Genomic DNA, 23,622 nt, shown 5'->3' with positions numbered 1-23,622 from the left:
GCCTGGATTCAGCCCTTGGTCACCGCGAAGCGCGCGAGCGTGCGTTCGCGCGCAATCGCGTGGTCGACCACCGGCGCCGGGTAGTCCTGCCCGACCCGCACTCCAGCGGCCTGCGCGTCGATCCCGCCCATCTTCCACGGCGCGTGAATGTACTTGTCCGGCACGCGCGCGAGTTCGGGCACGTAGCGACGGATGAAGCGGCCGTCCGGATCGAAGCGCTCGGATTGCGTGACCGGATTGAAGATCCGGAACCACGGCTGCGCATCGCAGCCGGTGGAGGCCGCCCACTGCCAGCCACCGTTGTTCGCGGCCAGATCGAAGTCGTTCAACCTGGCGGCGAAGTAACGCTCTCCAAGACGCCAGTCGATTCCGAGGTCTTTGGTCAGGAACGACGCGCTGACCATGCGCAGGCGGTTGTGCATGAAACCGGTGCTGTTGAGCTGGCGCATCGCGGCATCGACCAGGGGGTAGCCGGTGCGCCCGTCGCACCAGGCCTGGAACAGCGCCGGCGCGTCATCCCACCGCACCCGATCGAACGCCGGCTTGAAACTGGCGTGCACCACTCGCGGGTGGTGCCACAGAATCATGTGGTAGAAGTCGCGCCAGATCAGCTCGGCCAACCACGCCTGCGCGCCGGCGCTGCCGTTGGCCCAGGCGTAAGCCGCGAGTTCACGCACCGACACGGTGCCGAACCGCAGATGGGCCGACAGGTAGGACACGCCCTTGACCGCCGGGTAGTCCCTCAGACGCTTGTAGTCATCGATTCGGGCGCAGAAATCGTCGAACAGCTTCCGCCCGCCGGACATTCCGGTCGGCAGTCGCAGCGCGCTCAGATCGGTCGGCGCGAAGCCGATGTCGGCCAGCTCCGGCAGCCCCTCGCCCACGGGTTTCGGCGCGAGTGCGCGCGCATGTACGGCGATCGGATACGACTCGATCGCCGCCGGCGTCAGCGCCTTCAGCCACGCGTTGCGATAGGGCGAGAACACGCTGAACGGCTGCGTCGCCTGCGACAACACCTCGTCCTTCTCGAAGATCACCGTATCCTTGAAATCGCGGAAGACGACGCCTGACTCACCGAGCCGCTCGGCCACCCGTCGGTCCCGCGCGCAGGTGGCCGGCTCGTAGTCGCGATTGGCATAGACTGCATCGACCGCCAGCGTGCCGGCCAGATCAGGAATGACCCGATCGGCCCGGCCATGACGCACCAGCATGCCGGCACCGCCTCCTCCCGCGGCCCGCGACAAGGCGTCCAGCTCCGCGTCCAGCTCGCGCAGGCTGTTCCAGATGAACTCGACCCGGCGGTCCTCGCGGCTCGGCAGCGCATCCAGGATCTCGGTATCGAACACGAACACGCAATGAACGCGCTCGCAGTTGCGCAGCGCATGATGAAGCGCGGCATGATCGAAGCTGCGCAGATCCCGTCGAAACCAGACCAGGGCTGAGGACATGGATGCTCCAGAAATGTAGGCTGACGCAGTTGGATGATGCGCGGGTGCGTGGGTTCCTCGACGCAGGAACCTGATCATCCGAGGCCTTGAAAGCGTAAAATGAACACATGAGCGAGATCACTGCAAACCTGACCCATCATTTTCTGATCGCGATGCCGGCGATGGTAGATCCGAACTTCGCTAGGACGCTGACCTACATCGCCGAACACAATGAGCAGGGTGCCCTGGGGATCATCGTCAACCGACCGATCGACATGACGGTCGAGAAACTTTTCGAACGGGTAGAGCTCCGGCTGGAATCCGACGACATCGCGAAGCAGCCGGTTTTCTTCGGCGGTCCGGTGCAAACCGATCGCGGCTTTGTGCTGCATCACCCGCCCGGTGACTGGCACTCCACGCTGAGGGTCAATGACGACATCGCGCTGACCAGTTCGCGGGACGTGCTTCAGGCGATCGGTGCGACCGGCATGCCGTCACGCACGCTGATCTCGCTCGGGTATGCCGGGTGGTCGGCGGGACAGCTCGAACAGGAACTGGTCGACAATGCTTGGTTGACCGTGCCGGCCGACCTGACGATTCTGTTCGACACGCCGCCGGAGGCACGCCTGCCCGCCGCGATGCAGAAGCTCGGCATCGATTTCGCGAACCTCAGCGAGGTCCCCGGCCATGCCTGAGGCTGCGGAGCGAGTCGACGCGCGCCGTGCACAACAGCCGGCCGCCAGTGCCGACGGGCCCGTCGCGAGAACGCCGCTGACCCGCCGCGGCTCGCTGCTCGGTTTCGATTTCGGAGTAGCCCGCATCGGTGTCGCGGTCGGCGAACTGGAGACCGGCCAGGCGAACCCGCTGGCTACGCTCGCGGTCGACTCCGACCCTGCCCGCTTCGCGGCGATAGAACGGTTGATCCTCGAATGGAAACCGGTTGCGCTGGTGGTCGGCATCCCGGTTCAGCCGGACGGCAGCGAACATGACCTGACCCGGCGCTGCCGGCGTTTCGCGAACCAGTTGCACGGACGCCATCGACTCCGGGTCTTCGAGTGCGACGAACGTCTGACGTCGGCGGAGGCGGAAACCACGCTGAAGGCCGCCGGACAACGGCGCTGGCAGGCCCGCAGGAAGACACTCGACGCGGTGGCCGCTCAGCTCATTCTGCAACAGTTCCTGGACGGTCTCCAACATGAAGAGTCTTGACGCAGAGGCGCTTTGCCTCACCCTGATCGACCAGATGCGATCGCGGGTCCGGTCCGACACGATGCTGGTCGGCATTCATACCGGCGGCGTGTGGCTGGCCGAGCGACTGCACGCCGCGCTCGGACTGACCCACCCGCCCGGTAGCATCGACGTGTCCTACTACCGCGACGATTTCGGTTCCCGCGGACTGAACACCAAGGCCAGGCGCACCGACATTCCCTTCAACGTCGAAGGCGCGAACCTCATCATCGTCGATGACGTGCTCTACACCGGCCGAACCACGCGTGCGGCGCTGAACGAACTTTTCGATTTCGGGCGTCCTGCGTCGGTGGAGCTGGCGGTGCTGGTGGACCGCGGCGGGCGCGAGCTGCCGATCGCGGCGCGCTATTGCGCCCACACGCTGCCCGAGCCCTTGCCCGCGTCGCAGATCCTCGAGCTCCAGAAGGACGACTCCGGCATGCTGACTCTGAGACTGATCGATGCATAACCCCCAGCTCAACAAGAACGGCGAACTTCAGCACCTGCTCACTCTGGACGGGCTGCCGCGCGACATTCTGACCGCGATCCTCGACACGGCAGCCCCCTTCACCGAAGTAGCCGAGCGCGAAGTCAAGAAGCTGCCCATCCTGCGCGGCAAGAGCATTTTCAACCTGTTTTTCGAGAATTCGACCCGTACCCGCACCACCTTCGAGATTGCGGCGAAGCGCCTCTCGGCCGACGTGGTCAATCTGAACGTGTCGACCAGTTCGACCGCCAAGGGCGAGAGCCTGCTCGACACCGTGGACAACCTGTGCGCGATGCAGGCCGACATGTTCGTCGTGCGGCATGCGGCCAGCGGCGCGCCGTTCCTGATCTCGCAGCACCTGTTCGCCAACGGACGCAACGACATCCACGTGATCAACGCCGGCGACGGTCGCCATGCCCACCCGACCCAGGGCCTGCTCGACATGTACACGATCCGCCACTTCAAGCAGGACTTCACGCAGCTGACGGTCGCGATCGTCGGCGACGTACTGCATTCGCGCGTCGCGCGCTCGCAGATCAGCGCACTGACCACGCTGGGCGTGCCCGAGGTGCGCGTGATCGGCCCGAAGACGCTGCTGCCGACCGAGGTCGAACGCATGGGCGTGCGGGTATTCCACGACATGCGCGAGGGGCTCCAGGATGTCGACGTCGTGATGATGCTGCGCCTGCAGAACGAACGCATGAACGGTGCGCTGCTGCCCACGCCGCAGGAGTTCTACAAGGTCTGGGGGCTGACGGCCGAGAAGCTCGCGCGGGCCAAGCCGGATGCGATCGTGATGCACCCGGGACCAATGAACCGAGGCGTCGAGATCGACTCCGCGGTGGCCGACGGTGCGCAGGCGGTGATCCTGCCGCAGGTCACGTTCGGCATCGCCGTCAGGATGGCCGTCATGAGCATGCTCGCTGCATGAACATCCGATCAATCGCCGGTTGAACAAATGAAGATCAGAATCAGCAACGGCCGTGTCGTCGACCCGGCCAACAATACCGATGAAACGCGGGACGTCTTCATCGCGGACGGCCGCATCATCGCTCAAGGCGCCGCGCCCGACGGATTCCAGTCGGACCGGATCATCGACGCGACCGGGCTGGTGGTGTGTCCCGGTCTGATCGACCTGGCGGCGCGCCTGCGCGAACCGGGTTTCGAATATCGCGCCACACTCGAATCCGAGATGGATGCGGCGATGGCCGGCGGTATCACCAGCCTCGCGATCCCTCCCGATACCGACCCGACGCTGGACGAACCCGGCCTGGTGGAGATGTTGTGCCATCGCGCCAAGAAGCTCAATCGCGCGCACGTCTATCCCGTCGGTGCGCTGACGCTGGGGCTCAAGGGCGAACGCCTGTCGGAGATGGCCGAACTGGTCGATTCGGGTTGCGTCGCCTTCAGCCAGGCGAACGTGCCGATCATCGACAGCGCAGTGCTGATGCGCGCGATGCAGTATGCGGCGACCTTCGATTTCAGGGTGTGGCTCCAGCCCATCGCGCCTTTCCTGTCGCGCGGCGGCTTCGCACATGACGGGGAGGTCGCCAGTCGTCTCGGCCTGCCGGGCATCCCGGTGGCGGCCGAGACGGTCGCGCTGTACACCTACATCCAGCTCGCCCGCAGCACCGGCGCCCGCCTGCACATCACCCGCCTGTCCAGCGCCGAAGGGCTACACCTGATCGACCAGGCCCGTGCCGACGGCATCGATATCAGCTGTGACGTGTCGATCAACCACCTGCACCTGTCCGACATGGACATCGGCTATTTCAACGCCAACTGCCATCTGATCCCGCCGCTGCGCAGCCAGCGCGACCGGGATGCGCTGCGCGAGGGGCTCAGCGCGGGCCGGATCGATGCGCTGTGCTCGGACCACACACCGGTCGACGACGACGGCAAGCTCACGCCCTTCAGCGAGTCCGAACCGGGCGCGACCGGACTGGAGCTGCTGCTGCCGCTGACCCTCAAATGGGCGCAGGACGAGGGCGTCGCGCTGATCGACGCGCTCGCCCGGGTCACGTCGAATGCCGCGCGCATCATCGGCATCGCCAAGGCCGGGCATCTTTCGCCCGGCGCACGCGCCGACGTGTGCATCTTCGACCCGCAGGCATGGCGACGAGTCACCCGTGAAGACCTGATCAGTCAGGGCAAGAACACGCCGTTCCTCGGGCTGGAACTGCCCGGGCAGGTGCGCTACACGCTGGTCAAGGGCAAGGTGATGTTCGGTGGTTCACCCGCCTAGGAGGCTGTCGGACTTGAGCGATCGTCACGAGCCGAGTGGGAAAGCGAGGACAGATCTGCTCGATTTTGAGGCGCATAGTGGTTCTATGCAACGAAAAATCGGGCAAACATCGATAGCTTATCCCACCGACGCAGTAGATCAGCTTCAAGTCCGACAGCCTCCTAGTTTTGCCCGCTCCTCTTCCTGCAGACGCAGCACCCGCCGCTGTACCTTGCCGGTCGTCGTCATCGGCAGCATGTCGATGAACTCGATCTCCTTGGGATATTCGTAAGGGGCGAGCTGGCTGCGGACATGGGCCTGCAGGCTGTCGACCAGTTCGGACGAAGCCTCGTAGCCCGCGGCCAGCACCACATAGGCCTTGACCAGCGCACCGCGCTCGGGGTCGGGCTTGGGCACCACCGCCGCATTCGCCACGGCCGGGTGTTTGACCAGACAGTTCTCCACTTCCGACGGCCCGATCCGGTATCCGGCCGCCTTGAACATGTCGTCCGCGCGTCCCTTGTACCAGAGGTAGCCGTCGTCGTCGCAGACGGCCAGATCCCCGGTCCGACACCAGTCGCCGGAGAACTTGCTTTCGGTCGCTCCCGGATTCTTCCAGTAGCCGATGAAGAAGACCGGATCCGGATCGCCATGGATATCGCGGCGATTGACCGCGACCTCTCCCAGCTGGCCCGACGGTACCGGGGACCCGGCATCGCCGATCACCGCCACCTGATGCCCCGGGTAGGCCCGCCCCATCGATCCCGGTCGCGCCGGCCAGTCCTGATGACTGTTGCCGACGATATAGTTGATCTCGGTCTGCCCGAACATCTCGTTGACGGTCACCCCGAGTGCCTGCGCGCACCACGTGAACACCGCATCGCCGACCGCCTCGCCGGCACTCATGATCGCCCGCAGGTTCAGATCGAAGCGGTCACGCGGCTGCGGACAGGCCTTCATCATGGCTTTCAGCGCAGTCGGGAACAGAAACGTGTTCGTGACCCGATGGCGACTCATCAGGTCGAACGCGCGCTCGGGCGAAAAGCGACCGCGGAAACCCACCAACGGGCTACCGAAGTAGAGCGTCGGCAGCATCGCGTCCATCAACCCCCCGGTCCAGGCCCAATCCGCGGGCGACCAGAATACGTCGCCGTCGCGCGGGAAACCGTTCTGACTGGCGACGAAACCCGGCAGGTTGCCGAGCAGCGCCTGCTGCGGCATCAACGCGCCCTTCGGCGGGCCGGTGGTGCCGCTTGTATAGATCAGCACCGCCGGATCGGTCGCCCGGGTCTCGGTCACCGGCCCCACCGGATCGGTGCCCTCCATCAGAGTGTGCCACGTCACGCAGTGCAGCGCAGCGAGGTTCGATGGCTCCGAAACGGTCGGCGTGCCGACCGTGACCAGCGTCTTGAGGTCGGGGCAGGACTCGACCAGACCGATCACCGCCGAGGCGACTGGGGCGTCGACGATCGCCAGCACGGCGGCACTGTCGCGCAACCGGTACTCTAGCGCATCCGGCCCGAACAGCATCGACAGCGGCATCGCGACCGCCCCGAGCCGGTAGACGGCCATGTGCGCGACCGCGGTTTCGAAACACTGCGGCAACACCACCGCGACGCGATCGCCGGCACGAACGCCCAGCCCCTGCAGCGCGGCACTCAGACGCTCGGCCGCGACCCGAAGATCATGATAGCTATGCCGAGTACAGGCGCCGGTGTCGTCCTCGACGATCAGCGCGACCCGCTCGGCGGACCCATCCTCTGCCCAGCGCGCACAACAGGCCTGATAGATGTTGAAATCGGCTGGCACCTGCCAGCGCCAGGACGTGTAGAGCTCTTCGTAACGATCGATGCTCGCCATCGTGTCTCCTCCAGGCGAATTCTTGTGTCGTTTCCCAGCGCCGTGCATCGGCGCTGATGGGTGCAATCGTAGTCGTTGCGGACCGACTTGTCGCGACAATGCGCCCATGCTGGCGACACGCACCCCCGACACACCCTTGGGCCGGGCCGGGCCGGACAGGCCCGCCTCGACACGGCGGCGGTGTCCGCGCCGCTCAGGCTGCCGGGGCTCCGGTGGCGTCGGCGGCAGCCCGAAGGCGGTCGACCGTGGCCCGATCCGCCCCGTCGATGCGCACGCGCTTGCGCCGCGACGTCTGTCCGCTCACCAGCGTGACCGCGGCCCGAGGCAGACCGCAAAAGCCAGCGATGAAATCGCACAGCGCCGCATTGGCCTTGCCGTCGACCGGCGGCGCAGCCAACCGCAGCTTGAGCGCATCACCATGCAGACCGACGAAACCGCTTCGCTTTGCTCCCGGCTGCACATGCAGGTCCAGCAAAACACCCCCGTCGCCATGGGTCCTCAGCCAGTCGCAGGTCATCCCGCGAACAGCAGCAACATGAAATTGGCGCGGAAGCCGCCCAGCACGATGAGCAGGATCTGCAGCAGCAACAGCAGCAGCAACGGTGACAGGTCGATGTTGGCAATCATCGGAACGATGCGCCGGAACGGACGCAGAAAGGGTTCGGCCAGGCCCCGGAACAGTGGCGCGGCAGGCGCGTGCGGACTGACCCAGGACAGCACGGCCGACACCAGCACGACCGCGAAGATCAGATAGATCGCCATGCGCGCGAGCCCCACCAGCCCGAGCCCCCACAGGCCGAGCAGCACCCCCAGCGGACCACCGTCGAACGTCGCGCCGCGCAGGCTCAGCTCGATGAACACATAGGCGGTCTGAAACGCCCACGCGGGCAGCAGGCTGGCCAGGTCCAGACCGAACAGCCCGGGCACCGCACGCCGCAGCGGGCGGACGATCCAGTCGGTGGTCGTGACCACGAACTGTCCAATCTGATTGCGGAACGACACGCGCTGCCACTGCATGAAGAAACGCGCCAGCAGCAGCAAGGTGATGAAACCGAAAGCGAAATTGAGCAGCAGCAGCAGAATGCTTCCCAGCATCGTGATCAGCCCTCCTCCCGGCCAAGCGCATCGCCGAGCTCCCGGCTGCGCGCTTCGGCAGCCTTCACCGCGGTCACGATCGCATCGAATACGCCCGACTCGGCCATGCTTGCGAGCGCGGCCGCAGTGGTCCCCCCTTTGGAGGTCACGCGCTCGCGCAGTACCGCGGGCGATTCGTCGGAATCGGCGGCCAGGCGGGCGGCGCCGAGCATGGTTTCGATCGCGAGCCTGCGCGCAGTGGATTCATCGAAACCGAGCGACACACCGGCGGCCTCCAGCGCCTCGATGAAATGGAAGACGTACGCGGGTCCGCTGCCGGACACGGCCGTGACCGCATCGATCAGGCTCTCTTCGGCGACCCAGACGACGCTGCCGACCGCCGACAGCACCCGCTCGGCCGCGTCACGGTCCGCCGCACCGACGCTGGCGTCGGCGAACACGCCGGTGACCCCCGCGCCGATCAGGGCCGGCGTGTTCGGCATGGCCCGCACGATTGCGCGGTATCCCCCGGTCCAGCGCGCAATGTCCTTCATGTGCAGGCCCGCGGCGATGCTGACCAGCAACTGGCGTGTCAGCCGCCCGTTCAGCGGCGACAGCGCGAGCTTCATCTGCTGCGGCTTGACCGCGAGCATGATCAGGTCCGAGTCGAGAAACGCGTCGTCCACCGCCAGCACCGCACGCACGCCAAAATCACGGGTGAGCCGCTGACAGGCCTCGCCCGACGGGTCGACCACCTGGATGTCCCCCGGCGGACATCCGCGCGACAGCATGCCGCCGATCAATGCGGACGCCATGTTGCCGCCCCCCAGAAACCCAACCCTCGAACGCCCGCTCACGATTCCACTCCCTGCCTCGTTCTGGCCCCGAATATCGCACTGCCAATCCGCAGCATCGTGCTGCCCTCTGCAATCGCGAGTTCGAGATCGTCCGACATGCCCATCGACAGCGTGTCGAGCGCGAAACCCCGCACATTCAGTTCGTCACGCAATTCGCGCAGCAGCCGGAACCGTCCACCCAACACCGTTTCATCCTGCACCGGTTCAGGGATGCACATCAACCCGCGCAATGCCAGTCGCGGCAGTTCGGCGACTGCGCGAACGAGGGGCAGAACCTCTTCCGGTGCGACACCGCTCTTGCTGGCCTCGCCACTGACATTGACCTGTATGCAGACCTGAAGCGGCGCACGTGCGGGATCACGCTGGACGGACAGGCGCTCGGCGAGCTTCAGACGGTCGATCGAGTGCATCCAGTCGAAGTGTTCGGCGACGAGTCGCGACTTGTTGCTCTGCAACGGGCCGATGAAATGCCATTCGAGCGCCCGGTCCGCGAGCGCCTCGATCTTGCCGACACCCTCCTGGACGTAATTCTCGCCGAATGCGCGCTGCCCGGCACGGGCTGCCTCGATGATGGACCCGGTCGGCCAGGTCTTGCTCACCGCCAACACCGCGATACCGGAGACATCACGCCCCGCCGCGTCGGCAGCCGCGGCGACACGCCGCCTCACGGCTTGCAAGTTGGCTGAGATTGATGTCATATAGCGGTGACCCGGCATTCGAAGCGGCAACAGTATAGCATCGCCTACTGTAGCCTCCGCTTGCCCCCACCTTCCTATCGAAGTGCGCGCCCAGACCTCATGGACATAACCGAACTGCTCGCTTTTTCAGTCAAGAACAGGGCCTCCGACCTGCATCTGTCCTCTGGCCTTCCGCCGATGATCCGGGTCAATGGTGACGTCAGGCGAATCAATCTGCCGCCCATGGAGCACAAGGACGTACACGCGATGGTGTACGACATCATGAACGACTCCCAGCGCAAGCAGTACGAGGAAGTGCTGGAATGCGACTTCTCCTTCGAGATTCCCAACCTCGCGCGCTTCCGGGTCAATGCGTTCAATCAGAACCGCGGCGCATCGGCGGTGTTCCGGACGATTCCGTCCAAGGTGCTGACACTCGAGGAGCTCAACGCACCCAAGATCTTCAAGCAGATCGCGGACCAGCCACGTGGCATCGTGCTGGTCACCGGTCCGACCGGTTCGGGCAAATCGACCACGCTCGCAGCCATCATCGATTACATCAACGAGAACCAGTACGCCCACCTCCTGACGATCGAAGATCCGATCGAATTCGTGCACACATCCAAGCGCTGTCTGATCAACCAGCGTGAGGTCCACCGCGATACGCTGTCGTTCACCAACGCGCTGCGTTCCGCTCTGCGCGAGGATCCCGACGTCATCCTGGTCGGCGAGATGCGCGACCTGGAAACGATCCGTCTCGCGCTGACCGGTGCAGAGACCGGCCACCTGGTTTTCGGGACCTTGCATACGTCATCGGCCGCGAAGACCATCGACCGGATCATCGACGTGTTTCCGGCCGAGGAAAAGGACATGGTCAGGGCCATGCTGTCGGAATCGCTGCGCGCAGTCATCGCGCAGACGCTGCTCAAGACCAAGGACGGCTCGGGCCGCGTCGCGGCGCACGAGATCATGATCGGCACGCCGGCCATCCGTAACCTGATCCGCGAGAACAAGGTCGCGCAGATGTACTCGGCGATTCAGACCGGTCAGAGCCTGGGCATGCAGACGCTGGACCAGTGCCTTCAGGATCTGGTCCGACGCAACATCGTGTCGGTCGGCGAAGCGCGCATGCGCGCGCAGAACAAGGACAATTTCGCGGGATGACCGAGGCCCCGCGAGATTGCAGCGCAGCCACGAGTTCGCAGGCCCGCAGCCACACCGGCGAAACCAAGATGAATTCAACGCAACGCGAACGCAAGCGTTTTCCGACTGGAGACTAGAGGATGGAACGCGACCAGGCACTCAAGTTCATGCACGATCTGCTGAAGCTGATGGTGCAGAAGAACGGCTCGGACCTCTTCATAAGTTCGGGATTTCCGCCGGCGATCAAGATCGACGGGCGCATCGTCCCGCAGTCGAACCAGATCCTGAGCCCGACGCACACCGCCGAACTGGCGCGCTCGATCATGAACGATCGCCAGGCAGCCGAATTCGAATCGACCAAGGAATGCAATTTCGCGATCTCGCCGGCCGGAATCGGACGGTTCCGCGCGAATGCCCACATCCAGCAGGGCCGGGTTGGCCTCGTACTGCGCACGATCGCACAGAAGATCCCGACCTTCGACGAACTCGGACTGCCGGAGGTGCTGCGCGACATCGCGATGACGAAGCGGGGACTGGTGATCTTCGTGGGCGGCACCGGCACCGGCAAGACCACGTCGCTCGCGGCGATGGTCGATTACCGCAACGAACATTCGTACGGCCACATCATCACGGTCGAGGACCCGATCGAATTCGTGCACCAGCACAAGAACTGCATCGTGACCCAGCGCGAACTCGGCATCGACACCGACAGTTGGGAGGTCGCGCTGAAGAACACGCTGCGCCAGGCGCCGGACGTGATCCTGATGGGCGAGATCCGTGATCGCGAAACGATGGACTATGCCGTAGCGTTCGCCGAAACCGGCCACCTGTGCCTGGCCACGCTACACGCCAACAGCACCAACCAGGCCCTGGACCGGATCATCAACTTCTTCCCCGAGGAGCGGCGCCAGCAACTTCTGATGGACCTGTCGCTGAACGTGCGCGCACTGATCTCGCAGCGGCTGCTCCCGCTCAGGGAACGCAAGGGCCGCGTGCCTGCGGTCGAGATCATGCTGAACTCGCCGCTGATCTCGGACCTGATCTTCAAGGGCGAGGTGCCGGGCATCAAGGACGTGATGAAGCGCTCGCGCGAACTCGGCATGCAGACCTTCGACCAGAGCCTGTTCCAGCTCTACGAAGACGAGTTGATCACGTACGAGGACGCGCTGCGCAATGCCGACTCGATCAACGACCTGCGCCTGCAGATCAAGCTGCACAGCCGTCATGGCGACAAGGACTTCGTGTCGGGCGCGCAGAATCTGGATATCGTGTGACGCGGCCCCGGCCCGGGCGGCCGGGGATCAGACCTTCGGCTTGCGCTGGCTTCCGGTAAAGATGCGGTACTCATAGAGCCGGCACTCCAGCGCGCCGTTGAAAAGCGGCGTGCGCTTGCTCGCCTTGAGCCCGAACAGGCCGGGCAACGCGGTGTCCGCGCTCAGGAAATAGCAGCGCCAGCCGGCCCAGCGCTGCTTCAGCACGTCGCCCCAGCGCGGGTAGAGTTCGGCGAGTGCCTCGAGTTCGCCGATGCGCACGCCATAGGGTGGATTGGTCACCAGCACCCCTTCGCCCGCAGGGGACTCCCGCTCCAAAAAATCCGCGCGCTCCAGTTCGACGCAGACCCCCAGTCCGGCTGCGTTCAGGTTGACGCCGGCGCGTCGGACCTGGTCTCCGACGACATCCGAGCCGAAGATGTTCAGGGGGCGGGCCGGCTTGCGCCGGCCCTCGGCCGCGCTGCGCAGCGCGGCCCACACCGGCCGCTCGAAATGCCGGAAACGCTCGAAACCGAACGAACGCCCGAGACCGGGTGCGACATCGAGTGCGATCTGGGCCGCCTCGATCAGAAAGGTGCCGCTGCCGCACATCGGATCGATCAGGGCCTCGCCAGGCGTCCAGCCGGTCAGCCGCAGGATGCCGGCCGCCAGATTCTCCTTCAGCGGCGCTTCGACCGCCGCCTGCTTGAAGCCGCGCTTGTACAGCGGCTCGCCCGACGTGTCGAGGTACAGCGCCACCGTGTCCTTGGTCAGGAACGCATGGATGCGCACGGCGGGTGCCGCGGTATCGACGCTGGGACGCCGCCCGGAGACGGTGCGGAAATGATCGCAGACGGCATCCTTGATCCGCAGTGTCACGAACTCCAGGCTTCTGAGCGGCGAGTGGCGAGCCGTAACATAGATCCGAATCGTATCGTCGGGCGTGAACCATTTCGCCCAGGTCGCCGCGTAGGCCAGTCGGTAGATGTCTTCCTCCGCCCGATAGCGGCCCTGGTTGATCCGCCACAGCACGCGGGTCGCGATGCGGCTCTCGAGATTGGCCCGGTAACAGGTCGCCCAGTCGCCCCGAAAGCCCACCCCACCATGGGTCGGAGCGACATCGGTCGCCCCCAGCCCGGTCAGTTCGTCCACCAGCGCGGGTTCCAGCCCCCGCGGACACGGGGCGAAATAGAATTCGGGTGAGGTCACAGGGTTCTCGCGTGCATCAGAACGGCTTCAATACGGTCAGGAACACGACCACCAGCAGGACCAGCACCGGCACCTCGTTGAAAACCCGGTACCAGACATGGCTGCGGGTATTCCGCCCAGCTGCGAAGTCGCGCATCAGCTTCCCGCAGTAGAGATGGTAGGCGATGAGCACGGCCACCAGCGTGGTCTTCACGTGCAGCCAGCCCCCGCCAAAGCCGTAGCCGAACCACAACCAGAGCCCGAGCGCGACCGCGAGCGCTCCGATCGGGGTCACGAAGTAATAGAGCTTTCGCTCCATCATCGCAAGCCGTTCGCGGGTGGCGGCATCCTCGACCATGGCGTGATTGACGAAGATTCTGGGCAGATAGAAAAGCCCGGCAAACCAGCTCACGACAAAAACGATATGCAGGGCCTTGACGGTCAGCATCGGGGCGTTTCTCCAGTTCGATTGCGGGATTCGGGGAGCGCAGCGGCCAGGCCCTCGCGCACCGTCGGATAGGTGGGCCGGAAACGCAACTCCCGGCGGAAACGTTCGCCGCCGAGGCGACGGGATTCCGCCATGAAGCTCAGCGCCATCGGCGATACCACGCCTGCCAGCGTGGCACGACTGACCCGCTGCGGACGTGGCAGACCGAACATGTCGGCGGCGAGGTCGAAGTAATCGCCCATCTTCAGGGCCGTTTCATCGACCGCATTATAGACCCGGCCGGGACGCCCCCGAAAAAGCGCCAGACATGAAGCGCGGGCCAGGTCCTCGGCATGAATATGATTGGTGTAGACATCCTCGTCGGCCGACAGCACCGGGTCGCCGCGCTGCAGTCGGGCCACCGGGAGTCGATCCGCCGCATAGATGCCGGGCACCCGCAGGATCGCCACCGTCACGCCCCGACCGCGTCCGAAGCGGCGCAGCCGCGCCTCGGCGTCCACCCGCCGTCTGGCGCGGGCCGTAGTGGGCCGACAGGAATCGGTTTCGCTCACCCATGCGCCGCCCCGATCGCCGTAAACCCCTGTCGTGCTTATGTATACGAGACGCTGTGGTAGACTTTGGCGGCTTGTGAACGCGGCAATGAGATTTGCCGTTCGGGTATCCACGGCACCGCTTGCAGGCGGAGGCGCGAAGTGAAGCACCCACTGTGCAATGCCCGCCAGGCGCCTGAGCGTTCTGCGGTCATCGAGGTCGGCGATCAGCGGGATCGCGCCGGCCGCCCGAAGTGCATCGATGTCGTCGTGCCGACGTGTCACGGCATAGACCCGGAACCGTTTCGCCAGCCAGGGAATGGCCCGGCGGGCCACATCACCGCTACCGACTATCAGAACGCTTTTCATTGACGGATTATCTCACGACCGATGCAGTTTCAGATCTCGACCGAACCGGGGGCCCAGTCCTTCGAAGCCAGCTCCGAGCAGACCGTGCTGGAGGCCGCGCTGGCCGCGGGCCTGCTGCTCCCCTATGGATGCCGTGACGGTGCCTGCGGAACCTGCAAGGCGCGCGTGATCAGCGGTGAGTTCGACCCGGGCGACACGTCGGGCAGCGGCCTGAGCGCAGAAGAGCGCACGCAAGGTTACGCGCTGCTGTGCCAGGCTCGCCCCAGATCGGACATGGTGCTGGGCGTGCGCACGCTGGCCCGAATCGGTGACATCCCGTGCAAGAAGATGCCATGCCGCGTCCAGTCGCTGGAACGGGTGGCGTCGGACGTGATGATCCTGACGGTCAAGCTGCCCGCGAGCGAACAGTTCCGTTTCCGCGCCGGTCAGTACATCGATTTTCTGCTCACGGACGGACGCCGCCGCAGCTTCTCGATCGCCAATCCGCCCCACCAGGCGGATCATCTCGAACTCCATGTCCGTAGAGTCGAGGGCGGCAGCTTCACGACCCATGTGTTCGATTCGATGAAGGTTCGGGACATCCTGCGCCTGGAAGGGCCGCTGGGGAGCTTTTTCCTGCGCGAGGACACGCAGCGACCCATCGTGCTGATCGCGGGCGGGACCGGCTTCGCCCCGATCAAGAGCATCATCGAACATGCGATCGACACGCACTGCAGCCGGCCCATGGTGCTGTACTGGGGCGCGCGCAACCGCGAGGGTCTGTACCGGGACGATCTTGCGCGTAGCTGGGAATCCGCGCTGCCCGGCTTTCGATACATTCCGGTGCTGTCGGACGCGAATGCAACGGACGACTGGCAAGGTCGCCGCGGACTGGTGCATCATGCTGTCATGGAAGACGTCGCGGACCTGTCCGGATACGAAGTGTATGCCTGCGGTGCACCCGCGATGATCGACGCCACTCGAAGCGACCTGGTGACGGCGCGCCACCTGTCTGAAGACGCGTTCTTCGCCGACGCCTTCACCTTCGCATCCTCACCCTGATACGCCGCCGAGCTCATGAACCAGACCACGATCCTCACGCGCGAACCGGTCGTCAACAAGAAACGTGCGATCACCGCGAACCGCCTTATCGCCCACGGGCCGAACATCGCATCGGTCGTCGAGACGCTGAACGATCTGAGCGACGTGTGGCCCGGGCATCACACCGTGTTCGTGTCGCTGGCGCGACTGGTTCCGACCCCTGAACTGCTCGGCTGGCAGATCGCACCGAACACGATGGTCGAAATTCCGGCGCAGGCACTCGCACATGCGAAGACGCGCCAGTTGCTGCCCGAACTGCGCCAGGCCGGCGTCAGCACCTGCCTCAGCTGGTTTTCGCCCGGTATCGAGCTGCCGCTGGACGCCGACTGGCGCTTCGTGCTGATGGACGCCCGCAAACATCCCACGTCGGCCGGCTCCCCGGGCATCGCGCTCGCCTGGGGGTTGCCCGACATCGAGGCCTTTCAGCGCGCTGTCAAGAACGGTTTCGACGGGGCCTCCGGCTGGTTCTTCCTGTACGGCAACCCACCCCCGAAGGCTCTCACGCCAGGCCATGCGCAGATCGTGCGCTTGCTCAACCTGGTCCGGAAGAATGCGGACATACGCGAGATCGAGGCACTGCTGAAGCAGGATGTCGCGATCTCCTACAAGCTGCTGCGCTACATCAACTCGGCCGGCTTCGGATTGATGTGCGAGATCCAGTCCTTCCGCCACGCGGTCACGATCCTTGGCTATTCGAATCTGAACAAATGGCTGTCGCTGCTGCTGGTCACCGCGACCCGTGATCCTGGGGCCCAGGCGATGATGCAGACGTCGATCGCCCGCGGTCGCTTCATGGAGGAGATCGGTTCGAGCTTCTTCGACAAGTCCGAACTCGACAATCTGTTCATCACCGGCGCATTCTCGTTGCTGCCGGTGCTGCTTGGCACGTCCATGCAAAGCATCCTGGATGAAATGCACCTGCCGGACAACGTGACCGATGCCCTGCTGCATGAGGAAGGCGAGTTTGCCCCGTTCCTGAAGCTGGCAAAAGCCAGCGAGAACTTCGATGCGGCCCACTTGCAGCGGCAGGCAGCGGAACTGCAACTCACCAACGAGCAGATCAACAAGGCCTTGCTGAGTGCACTCGGGTTCGCCGACAGCCTCCAGAGCTGAGCGAAACGGCGCGCGGCGCGTCCGACGATGAATCTTGAGTGCATTTTTCACGGACAGCCCTAGATACTGTCGCAATGGATCGCTTACGCGTATTCGGTCACGCAGCCCGCCTGAGGCCGGCTCATAGAATCGGGGCAAGATTAAGAAGGCCCCGTGAGCCGATGATGCTGGCATCCGCCGAATCTCCACTCCTTGCCGGTTCGATACGATTTGCCGTGCTGCCCGAGCAGGCCGGCGCATTGCTGCGCCAGCTCGGAACGGCTTCGGTCGACTGGAGTGAGCTGGCAGAAGAGATCATGCACTCACCCGGCCTGCTCCATGCTTTGCTGACCGCCGCACCGCTGGAGGCGAGGCGCCTGGAGCGCGATCTCAAGGACCGGGTCATCGAACGACTGCAAAGCGTCGGCGTCGAGCTGTTGCGCGCCTGGCTGCTGCAGGAGAGCTGGAACCCGCCGCCGTCCCCACACGTCCCCGAACTGCACGCGCGCTCGGTGATGGCGGCCGAATGCGCGCTGCACCTCGCGCTCGAAACGCGCTACCCGCATCCGGACGAAGCCTATCTTGCCGGACTCTGGCATCGCCTGGACGAACTGCTGATTCCGCCTGCAGCCGACGCTTCCCTCCGCTCGAATTCGGTCAAGACCGACGCCGCGTCACTGAGGGCCACCCTGTTGGCAGCGTGCGGCGTGAACGGTCCAATCGGGGACGCGTTGCGCTTCGGTTCGGCACTGGAAGAGCGGTTCGCCTTCGCGCATCCGCTGACCAAGCTCATTCGGGTCGCGGTACAACTGGCGGCGGACGACTGGGATCACCATGTCGACAGCATGTCAGGGCTGTGCGCGCTGTCGACATCGGCGCTTTTCAGTCTGCGGACCGACGTCGCCTTCATCGCGCAGCAACGTATCGCGCCGGACACGATCGCACCGCCTGCGCTGACCGACTCGGGGGCCGAACAGGATCGCATGCCGGCCAGAGCGCTTGCGGTGCCGATGCTCCCCGGACTGCCCGACGACTTCCTGAGGCGGGCGGCGCTGGCCGGCTGCATCCGCAATGCCTTTGCCGCACTTGAACCGGAGGCCATCAGTTCGCGATTCATGATGTCCACGTGGCTGCTGTGCAGGACGCGCGTGCCGCTCATCGTGACGGTTTCGGAGCAGGACGACCTGGTCGCGCTGGCGCTCGGCGACGATGCCGGCATCCACGCGTATTTCAACGAGCTGAAGCTGCACCTGGAGGACGAGACCAGCGTGATCGCGCTCGCATCCAGAACCGGAGAGCCTTCGAGCCGCGCGGGCAACGGCGCCACGCCGGGGCGCGCGGTCGCGGACTGGCATGTCTCGCAGTGGCTGCGTGCCGATACGCTGATCTGCCTGCCGCTGCCCTGCAAGGGTCGGCGCGTCGTCGCGGTGCTCGCCGCCGACCGGGAGGCACCGCCCCGCACCGAGATCTGCGACCTGCTGGTACAACTGACCACCGAAGCCGCGGATGCGTGGCTGCGCATCGACACGGAGCGGACACATCAGGATCGGATGAGCGCGGAGATCGAGAGCCGATTCCGCGAGCACGCCCGCAGAATCGTCCATGAGGCCAGCAATCCGCTCACGGTGATCAAGAGTTACCTGGAGGTGATGCCCGACCGGCACCCGGAAGCGCGTGCGCTCAATGACGAACTGCGCATCCTGAGGGCAGAGGTAGAACGGCTGGGCACCTTGTTCCGCGAAGTCGCGCATCCACCGGCACAGGCCACCGAACCGGCGACATGCCGGATCCCGGCTCTGCTCGAGGACATGCGCGCACTTTACGGTGAGGCGCTGTTCACTCGCCGCGGGATACAGTTCGAGGTACGCACCAGCGCGGCACTGCCGCCGGCCGCGATGCCCGCTTCGGCCCTGAAACAGGTGCTGCTGAATCTGTTCCGCAACGCCTCGGAAGCGCTGCAACCGGGCAAGCGCTTTTCCATCGTGGTCCCCGGGCAGTTGATCGTCAATGGAATCGCATGCATCGAGATTCGCGTCATCGACAATGGCCCGGGGTTGCCGGCCGAGCGTCTGTCACGGCTCTTCGCCGCACACCCGAGCACGAAAGGCGGTGAACATCAGGGTCTGGGACTGTCGATCGTGAATGAGATCCTCGGCAAATGGCATGGCTCTATCCTTTGTCGTAGTCAGCCCGGCACCGGGACAAGCTTTCAATTGCTTGTTCCTGCTACGGAATCAAGTTAAATTAGTCGGGATGCGCGGAGTTCGTCACGGATTCCGAAGAGCAACAGATCGAAACACACAGAACAGGGATCATGGTCATTCCAGGTGAGGCGCCCTTCTACGGCCAGTCTTCCGAAGTCGCGTCGGACCCTGAGGACATGATACGCATCCTGGTCGTCGATGATGACGTGGCCTTGCGCCGAAGCCTTCCGCACATCCTCGCGCAGGACGATCGACGCTTCGAGCTTTGCGGCAGCGTGTCCGAGGCGATCGCGATCCTCGAGCACGCCACGTTCGACCTGATTCTTCTCGATTACCGGCTGCCCGACGGGACCGGCCTGACCGTGCTCGACTGGCTGAGCAATGCATCCCGCGAGGAGGCGGTGATCATGATCAGCGGCGAGGACGCGATCGACGCTGCGATCGGCGCGCTGCGTCGCGGAGCCGACGACTTCGTGCGCAAACCCTACCATGTCGCCCAGCTTCAGCGCGCCGTTCAGGGCGCTCTGCACAAGACCGCGCTGGAACGCACCAACAAGGTCATGGGCGACAAGCTCAGAGCGTCCGAGCGGCTGCACCGTTATCTGGTGGAGAGTTCGCCCGACCTGATCTTCACGATCGACGCGCAGGCGCGCTTCAGCTATCTGAATCCGCGCATCGAGGGGCTGCTCGGCTATCAGCGCAACCAGTTGCTGAAGCGGCCCTTCCTGTCGCTGGTGATGCCCGAGGATCTCGATCGCATCCAGAGTCTGCTCAAGGCCCAGCTCGAAAGTCCGTCGTCCAGCTTCAGCGTGGAACTGCGTCTTCGGCGCTCACCGGCGGAAGGGGGGGCCGGTTTCATCACGGTCGCGATGCAGGGCATTCCCATGCTTGGCCGTGACGGCGGCGCCAACCGCTACGTCGGCCTCTACGGCGTGGCGCGCGACATTTCGGATCGAAAGCGGGCCGAGGAGATCATCAGTTTCCAGGCGTATCACGATCAACTGACGCGGCTGCCCAACCGGGTCCTGTTCAAGGACCGTCTGGAACTCGCCATTGTGCAGGCGCAGCGCCGGGGCGGCTCGCTTGCGGTGATGTTCGTCGATGTCGACCGCTTCAAGCTCGTCAACGACACCTATGGTCATGCCGAGGGCGATGCCCTGCTGCGCGGGATCGCAACCCGACTGAGCAACAGTCTGAGGCGCGGCGACACGCTGGCCCGACTGGGAGGGGACGAGTTCACGGTACTCCTTCCCGATATCGCCGGCCCCGAGGACGCCGAGGTCATCGCCCGCAAGATCCTGCTCGCCCTCGAGGATCCGTTTCCGCTGGATCACGGCGATTTTCGTGCTACCGCCAGTGTCGGCATCGCGATCTATCCCCCGGACGGCCAGACCGCGGAAGCCCTGACCCAGCACGCGGATATCGCAATGTACCAGGTCAAGCGTTCCGGCAAGAATGGATTCCGCTTCTTCGCCCCGGAACTCAATACACACCATCAGAGCCGCATTGCGGTCGAGAACGATCTGCGCATGGCTATCGAACGCAACCAGCTGGAACTGTACTACCAGCCGCAGGTCAGCCTGTCGAGGCAGCGCGTGGTCGGCATGGAGGCGCTGCTGCGCTGGAATCATCCGGAAAACGGTCTGATCGGCCCTGACGTATTCATCCCGGTGGCCGAAGAGGTCGGGTTCATCGGCGAGATCAGCCGGTGGGTACTGGAAGGCGCATGCATGCAACTGGCCAGTTGGCGAAAGGCCGGTTACTGCGACCTGAAGATGTCGCTCAATCTTGCTCCGCATGACTTCGATCGCGGCGACATCGTGCAATTCGTCACCGACTGCATTCAACGCTACGACCTTCCGCCGAGCAAGGTCGAGCTCGAGATCACCGAGAGCATGATGATGCAGGACACCGCCGGCGTGGCCGCCAAGGTCCGCGAACTGCGCAGCGCCGGCATCGGCGTCGCAATAGACGATTTCGGTACCGGCTATTCCGCGCTGGCCTATCTGCAGAAACTTCCGGTCAGCGTACTGAAGATAGATCGAAGCTTCGTCCGCGACCTGGACGGTTTGATGACGAATCCGATCATCTCGGCCATCACCGGCATCGCCAAGGGCTTCGGACTGGAACTCATCGCAGAGGGCGTCGAACACGCACAACAGGCGAAGACACTGAAGGCGCTCGGCTGCGACGTGATGCAGGGCTATTACTTCGCCCGCCCAATGCAGGCAGCCGACGCGAGCACGCTGATCGGCATGGCGCCCAGGGCGATCTGACCGGGGCGAACCCGGCCCGAAGTGCCACCACGAAGCCCGATCGGCGGAAACGAAAAACCGGCCCTTGGCCGGTTTTTCGCGTGGGTCGCGTCATGCTGTCGATGCGACCGCGAGACCCATCATTTCAGGCTCAGCACCCATTCGGCGAGCTTGACGGCCTCTTCCTCGCTGACCTGCGGGTTAGGCGGCATCGGTACCGGACCATAGACGCCGGAACCGCCCGCCTTGATCTTCTTGGCCAGATACTCGACGGCATCGGCCTGATCGGCGCGCTTGGCCGCGACTTCCTGGTAGGCCGGGCCGACCAGTTTCTTGTCAACCGCATGACAGGCCATGCAGTTCTTGGCCTTGGCCAGATCAGCGTCGGCGAAGGCAGGCGCCGCGGCGAGCAGTCCGGCAGCGACGGCGACGGTAAGGAAAAGCTTCATAGTCATCCTCTCAACAGTAGTGTGGCGAGCACACGATACTAAACCAAGCAAGGTAGTTTGCCTACCGGATCGCCGTCTGAAGCGCAAAACCGCAGTGAGTCACATCGTCGCACCAAGCCGGCTTGCCACTTCAACGCACCAGCCCCGCAAAGGGTTGACCGCGGAATGTGTCGCTCACGCGACGCCGTCGACCGTGGCGACGCGAAGCGCCACTACTGACGCACCTCGAACTGGTCGTCCACCGCTCCGGCGGGTTCGGTCGTGCGGTACGGGTTGATGTCCAGACCGCCGCGGCGGGTGTAGCGCGCCCACACCATCAGTTGCACCGGCAAACAGCGCCTCAGGATGTCGCAGAAGATCCGCTCGACGCATTGCTCGTGAAACTCGTCGTGCCCGCGAAAGGACACGATGTAGCGAAGCAGCCCTTCACGGTCGATTCGCGCGCCCCGGTAGCGGACGAAGATCGATCCCCAGTCGGGCTGTCCGGTGACGAGGCAGTTGGACTTCAGCAAGTGCGAGAACAACGTTTCGGTCACCGCTTCGCCGCCCGGGTCGCAACTGAGCAGCGACGGGTCGGGCTGATAGGTCCGGATCTCGACATCCAGCTCGTCGAGCAGCACGCCGTCCGGATAACCCACCCTGCGCACCGGCCGTGCCGACAGCGAGGTCAGTTCGACGTCCACGCGCGCGCCGTTGGCGACGGACAGGTCACGCGCAATCACATCCCGAACACCACTGATATCCACAAACCGGGTCTGGTTGAAGGAGTTCAGATAGAGCTTGAGCGACTTCGATTCGACCAGACACGGGGAGTCGGCAGGCACTTCGAAGCGCCCCAGCGCGACGACCGGCTTGCCGCGCCCATCCAGCCAGGACACCTCGTACGCATTCCAGAGGTCCACACCGTGAAACGGCAATGCGCCCCCGGAAAGGCCGAGCTCGTCACGCTTGGTCTGCCTCGCGATCGGAAACAGCAACTCCGGTGCATAGCTGTCACGGTAGGACACCGGCCGGCCCAGAGGCATCGTGCGGTCAGGATCGTCGCTGTTCTGGATGGTCTTCATCATGAGCCGGATTGTATCGGATCGGGGCGGCCGGCCGCAGCGCGAACCACTTTCGGGGAAGTGCCGAGATCGACTCGAGCGCAGCCTCAGGCGCGTCAGCGACTCATTGCGCGCATCGCCTCCGCGAACACCGCCTCCTTGTCGATCCGCAACGGTTCCGGCGCCTCTGGCGGGCAGATCGAATCCGGATCGATCGCGCCGCGTTGCTGGCCGAGATCTGCCGGGGTCGGCAGATCCTCCCGGGCCACATCCAGCGCACGCATCAGACGTCCCATCTCGGCCAGCGAACGCGCCTCGGCCACGAGTTGATCATGGAGCGCGCCGACATAGGCACGGCTCGCCTCGGAGAACTCGTTCTCGGTGTCGAGCAGATCGAGCAGCGTGCGCTGCCCGATGTCGAACTGCTGGCGGTAGGCCTGGCGCGTTCGCTCGGACGACCGTCGGTGCTGCGCCAGATAGCCGAGTTGCTCGTTCAGGCGACTGACGTCGTTGTAAGCGATCGACAAGGATTGCCGAACGTCGCGACAGACCTTCTCGCGCAAGTCCATGCCTTCGTTGGCGGTTTCGGCGGCCCGACGCAGCCTGGCCTGATCAGCGCCGCCCCGGCTCAGGTTGTAGGTCATCACCAGTCCGACCACGCCGTCGCGGGTCAAGCCGCCGCCGTGCGCATGTGCCAAGCAGAATCAGGCATTCGAGCAGGCTGTCGGACGCCGCCTC

At 64.7% G+C, this 23,622-nt stretch carries 23 protein-coding genes; 11 read left to right on the top strand and 12 right to left on the bottom strand.

Annotated features, from left to right (window positions below):
* Positions 1-8: 8 nt before the first annotated feature.
* Entirely contained in the window at positions 9-1,448 is a 1,440-nt protein-coding gene (locus ACKVEX_RS01930) for a cryptochrome/photolyase family protein (protein ID WP_473213991.1), read from the bottom strand.
* A 107-nt stretch (positions 1,449-1,555) separates the two neighbouring features.
* Between ACKVEX_RS01930 and ACKVEX_RS01925 the strand changes: the two genes are divergently transcribed.
* From ACKVEX_RS01925 to ACKVEX_RS01905, 5 genes are read left to right on the top strand one after another with little or no spacing between them, the layout of a single operon-like run.
* Positions 1,556-2,122 carry a YqgE/AlgH family protein gene (locus ACKVEX_RS01925; protein WP_473213990.1) on the top strand — a complete coding sequence of 189 codons (567 nt, stop codon included), beginning with the start codon at positions 1,556-1,558 and terminating at the stop codon, positions 2,120-2,122.
* Positions 2,115-2,636, top strand: a complete 522-nt coding sequence (gene ruvX / locus ACKVEX_RS01920; protein ID WP_473213989.1) for a Holliday junction resolvase RuvX — start codon at positions 2,115-2,117, stop codon at positions 2,634-2,636. Before ACKVEX_RS01925 ends, ruvX begins: the two co-directional genes overlap by 8 nt.
* Positions 2,623-3,123 carry a bifunctional pyr operon transcriptional regulator/uracil phosphoribosyltransferase PyrR gene (gene pyrR / locus ACKVEX_RS01915; RefSeq protein WP_473213988.1) on the top strand — a complete coding sequence of 167 codons (501 nt, stop codon included), beginning with the start codon at positions 2,623-2,625 and terminating at the stop codon, positions 3,121-3,123. Before ruvX ends, pyrR begins: the two co-directional genes overlap by 14 nt.
* A complete protein-coding gene (locus ACKVEX_RS01910) occupies positions 3,116-4,072 on the top strand; it encodes an aspartate carbamoyltransferase catalytic subunit (RefSeq protein WP_473213987.1) in 957 nt (318 codons plus the stop codon). The genes pyrR and ACKVEX_RS01910 overlap by 8 nt, the downstream gene beginning before the upstream one ends.
* 27 nt (positions 4,073-4,099) lie before the next feature.
* The gene (locus ACKVEX_RS01905) at positions 4,100-5,386 is read left to right on the top strand and encodes a dihydroorotase (protein WP_473213986.1); all 1,287 of its coding nucleotides are present in this window, start codon (positions 4,100-4,102) and stop codon (positions 5,384-5,386) included.
* Positions 5,387-5,530: 144 nt separating this feature from the next.
* Here ACKVEX_RS01905 and ACKVEX_RS01900 read toward each other — a convergent pair whose 3' ends face one another.
* The 5 genes from ACKVEX_RS01900 to ACKVEX_RS01880 form a co-directional block, all read right to left on the bottom strand.
* The gene (locus ACKVEX_RS01900) at positions 5,531-7,225 is read right to left on the bottom strand and encodes an acyl-CoA synthetase (protein WP_473213985.1); all 1,695 of its coding nucleotides are present in this window, start codon (positions 7,223-7,225) and stop codon (positions 5,531-5,533) included.
* A 193-nt stretch (positions 7,226-7,418) separates the two neighbouring features.
* Complete coding sequence (locus tag ACKVEX_RS01895; protein WP_473213984.1) at positions 7,419-7,742, bottom strand: DUF167 domain-containing protein; 324 nt, start codon at positions 7,740-7,742, stop codon at positions 7,419-7,421.
* A complete protein-coding gene (locus ACKVEX_RS01890) occupies positions 7,739-8,320 on the bottom strand; it encodes a YggT family protein (RefSeq protein ID WP_473213983.1) in 582 nt (193 codons plus the stop codon). The genes ACKVEX_RS01895 and ACKVEX_RS01890 overlap by 4 nt, the downstream gene beginning before the upstream one ends.
* A gap of 5 nt (positions 8,321-8,325) precedes the next feature.
* On the bottom strand, positions 8,326-9,156 hold the full coding sequence (gene proC, locus ACKVEX_RS01885; RefSeq protein ID WP_473213982.1) for a pyrroline-5-carboxylate reductase: 831 nt from the start codon (positions 9,154-9,156) through the stop codon (positions 8,326-8,328).
* A complete protein-coding gene (locus ACKVEX_RS01880) occupies positions 9,153-9,854 on the bottom strand; it encodes a YggS family pyridoxal phosphate-dependent enzyme (RefSeq protein WP_473213981.1) in 702 nt (233 codons plus the stop codon). The genes proC and ACKVEX_RS01880 overlap by 4 nt, the downstream gene beginning before the upstream one ends.
* 99 nt (positions 9,855-9,953) lie before the next feature.
* On the opposite strand from ACKVEX_RS01880, the gene ACKVEX_RS01875 reads away from it, so the two are divergent.
* Both ACKVEX_RS01875 and ACKVEX_RS01870 read left to right on the top strand, forming a co-directional pair.
* The gene (locus tag ACKVEX_RS01875) at positions 9,954-10,997 is read left to right on the top strand and encodes a type IV pilus twitching motility protein PilT (RefSeq protein WP_473213980.1); all 1,044 of its coding nucleotides are present in this window, start codon (positions 9,954-9,956) and stop codon (positions 10,995-10,997) included.
* Positions 10,998-11,116: 119 nt separating this feature from the next.
* Positions 11,117-12,250, top strand: a complete 1,134-nt coding sequence (locus ACKVEX_RS01870; protein WP_473213979.1) for a PilT/PilU family type 4a pilus ATPase — start codon at positions 11,117-11,119, stop codon at positions 12,248-12,250.
* A gap of 27 nt (positions 12,251-12,277) precedes the next feature.
* Here ACKVEX_RS01870 and ACKVEX_RS01865 read toward each other — a convergent pair whose 3' ends face one another.
* From ACKVEX_RS01865 to ACKVEX_RS01855, 3 genes are read right to left on the bottom strand one after another with little or no spacing between them, the layout of a single operon-like run.
* On the bottom strand, positions 12,278-13,435 hold the full coding sequence (locus ACKVEX_RS01865) for a THUMP domain-containing class I SAM-dependent RNA methyltransferase (protein ID WP_473213978.1): 1,158 nt from the start codon (positions 13,433-13,435) through the stop codon (positions 12,278-12,280).
* A 16-nt stretch (positions 13,436-13,451) separates the two neighbouring features.
* On the bottom strand, positions 13,452-13,862 hold the full coding sequence (locus ACKVEX_RS01860; protein WP_473213977.1) for a CopD family protein: 411 nt from the start codon (positions 13,860-13,862) through the stop codon (positions 13,452-13,454).
* On the bottom strand, positions 13,856-14,761 hold the full coding sequence (locus ACKVEX_RS01855) for an NAD-dependent epimerase/dehydratase family protein (RefSeq protein ID WP_473213976.1): 906 nt from the start codon (positions 14,759-14,761) through the stop codon (positions 13,856-13,858). The genes ACKVEX_RS01860 and ACKVEX_RS01855 overlap by 7 nt, the downstream gene beginning before the upstream one ends.
* Positions 14,762-14,782: 21 nt before the next feature.
* Between ACKVEX_RS01855 and ACKVEX_RS01850 the strand changes: the two genes are divergently transcribed.
* The 4 genes from ACKVEX_RS01850 to ACKVEX_RS01835 all read left to right on the top strand — a co-directional run bounded on the left by ACKVEX_RS01850 (position 14,783) and on the right by ACKVEX_RS01835 (position 21,413).
* The gene (locus ACKVEX_RS01850) at positions 14,783-15,802 is read left to right on the top strand and encodes a CDP-6-deoxy-delta-3,4-glucoseen reductase (protein WP_473213975.1); all 1,020 of its coding nucleotides are present in this window, start codon (positions 14,783-14,785) and stop codon (positions 15,800-15,802) included.
* 15 nt (positions 15,803-15,817) lie between these two features.
* Positions 15,818-16,954: an EAL and HDOD domain-containing protein gene (locus ACKVEX_RS01845; protein WP_473213974.1), complete on the top strand. Its 1,137-nt coding sequence runs from the start codon at positions 15,818-15,820 to the stop codon at positions 16,952-16,954.
* Positions 16,955-17,115: 161 nt separating this feature from the next.
* On the top strand, positions 17,116-19,176 hold the full coding sequence (locus tag ACKVEX_RS01840; RefSeq protein ID WP_473213973.1) for an ATP-binding protein: 2,061 nt from the start codon (positions 17,116-17,118) through the stop codon (positions 19,174-19,176).
* A 71-nt stretch (positions 19,177-19,247) separates the two neighbouring features.
* Positions 19,248-21,413, top strand: a complete 2,166-nt coding sequence (locus ACKVEX_RS01835; protein ID WP_473213972.1) for a putative bifunctional diguanylate cyclase/phosphodiesterase — start codon at positions 19,248-19,250, stop codon at positions 21,411-21,413.
* A 119-nt stretch (positions 21,414-21,532) separates the two neighbouring features.
* Here ACKVEX_RS01835 and ACKVEX_RS01830 read toward each other — a convergent pair whose 3' ends face one another.
* The 3 genes from ACKVEX_RS01830 to ACKVEX_RS01820 form a co-directional block, all read right to left on the bottom strand.
* Positions 21,533-21,841: a c-type cytochrome gene (locus tag ACKVEX_RS01830; protein WP_473213971.1), complete on the bottom strand. Its 309-nt coding sequence runs from the start codon at positions 21,839-21,841 to the stop codon at positions 21,533-21,535.
* Between the two features lie 212 nt (positions 21,842-22,053).
* Positions 22,054-22,905: an NADPH-dependent 7-cyano-7-deazaguanine reductase QueF gene (gene queF / locus ACKVEX_RS01825; protein WP_473214274.1), complete on the bottom strand. Its 852-nt coding sequence runs from the start codon at positions 22,903-22,905 to the stop codon at positions 22,054-22,056.
* 95 nt (positions 22,906-23,000) lie between these two features.
* The gene (locus tag ACKVEX_RS01820) at positions 23,001-23,582 is read right to left on the bottom strand and encodes a TolC family protein (RefSeq protein WP_473213970.1); all 582 of its coding nucleotides are present in this window, start codon (positions 23,580-23,582) and stop codon (positions 23,001-23,003) included.
* Positions 23,583-23,622: the final 40 nt, after the last annotated feature.

This window comes from Denitraticella aggregata (assembly GCF_048158365.1).
GTDB lineage: Bacteria > Pseudomonadota > Gammaproteobacteria > Burkholderiales > Rhodocyclaceae > Azoarcus_F.
Note: the sequence above shows the minus strand (reverse complement) of the source record. Positions and strands in the feature narration are given on the sequence as shown.

Bases quoted from the DNA above. Each gene is read 5' to 3' on its own strand.
- ACKVEX_RS01835 (WP_473213972.1), top strand. From the start codon at position 19,248: ATGGTCATTCCAGGTGAGGCGCCCTTCTACGGCCAGTCTTCCGAAGTC.
- ACKVEX_RS01840 (WP_473213973.1), top strand. From the start codon at position 17,116: ATGATGCTGGCATCCGCCGAATCTCCACTCCTTGCCGGTTCGATACGA.
- ACKVEX_RS01895 (WP_473213984.1), bottom strand. From the start codon at position 7,742: ATGACCTGCGACTGGCTGAGGACCCATGGCGACGGGGGTGTTTTGCTG.
- ACKVEX_RS01910 (WP_473213987.1), top strand. From the start codon at position 3,116: ATGCATAACCCCCAGCTCAACAAGAACGGCGAACTTCAGCACCTGCTC.
- queF (WP_473214274.1), bottom strand. From the start codon at position 22,905: ATGAAGACCATCCAGAACAGCGACGATCCTGACCGCACGATGCCTCTG.
- pyrR (WP_473213988.1), top strand. From the start codon at position 2,623: ATGAAGAGTCTTGACGCAGAGGCGCTTTGCCTCACCCTGATCGACCAG.
- ACKVEX_RS01880 (WP_473213981.1), bottom strand. From the start codon at position 9,854: ATGACATCAATCTCAGCCAACTTGCAAGCCGTGAGGCGGCGTGTCGCC.
- ACKVEX_RS01850 (WP_473213975.1), top strand. From the start codon at position 14,783: ATGCAGTTTCAGATCTCGACCGAACCGGGGGCCCAGTCCTTCGAAGCC.
- ACKVEX_RS01870 (WP_473213979.1), top strand. From the start codon at position 11,117: ATGGAACGCGACCAGGCACTCAAGTTCATGCACGATCTGCTGAAGCTG.
- ruvX (WP_473213989.1), top strand. From the start codon at position 2,115: ATGCCTGAGGCTGCGGAGCGAGTCGACGCGCGCCGTGCACAACAGCCG.
- ACKVEX_RS01830 (WP_473213971.1), bottom strand. From the start codon at position 21,841: ATGAAGCTTTTCCTTACCGTCGCCGTCGCTGCCGGACTGCTCGCCGCG.
- ACKVEX_RS01905 (WP_473213986.1), top strand. From the start codon at position 4,100: ATGAAGATCAGAATCAGCAACGGCCGTGTCGTCGACCCGGCCAACAAT.
- ACKVEX_RS01855 (WP_473213976.1), bottom strand. From the start codon at position 14,761: ATGAAAAGCGTTCTGATAGTCGGTAGCGGTGATGTGGCCCGCCGGGCC.
- ACKVEX_RS01890 (WP_473213983.1), bottom strand. From the start codon at position 8,320: ATGCTGGGAAGCATTCTGCTGCTGCTGCTCAATTTCGCTTTCGGTTTC.
- ACKVEX_RS01875 (WP_473213980.1), top strand. From the start codon at position 9,954: ATGGACATAACCGAACTGCTCGCTTTTTCAGTCAAGAACAGGGCCTCC.
- ACKVEX_RS01930 (WP_473213991.1), bottom strand. From the start codon at position 1,448: ATGTCCTCAGCCCTGGTCTGGTTTCGACGGGATCTGCGCAGCTTCGAT.
- ACKVEX_RS01860 (WP_473213977.1), bottom strand. From the start codon at position 13,862: ATGCTGACCGTCAAGGCCCTGCATATCGTTTTTGTCGTGAGCTGGTTT.
- ACKVEX_RS01925 (WP_473213990.1), top strand. From the start codon at position 1,556: ATGAGCGAGATCACTGCAAACCTGACCCATCATTTTCTGATCGCGATG.
- ACKVEX_RS01845 (WP_473213974.1), top strand. From the start codon at position 15,818: ATGAACCAGACCACGATCCTCACGCGCGAACCGGTCGTCAACAAGAAA.
- ACKVEX_RS01900 (WP_473213985.1), bottom strand. From the start codon at position 7,225: ATGGCGAGCATCGATCGTTACGAAGAGCTCTACACGTCCTGGCGCTGG.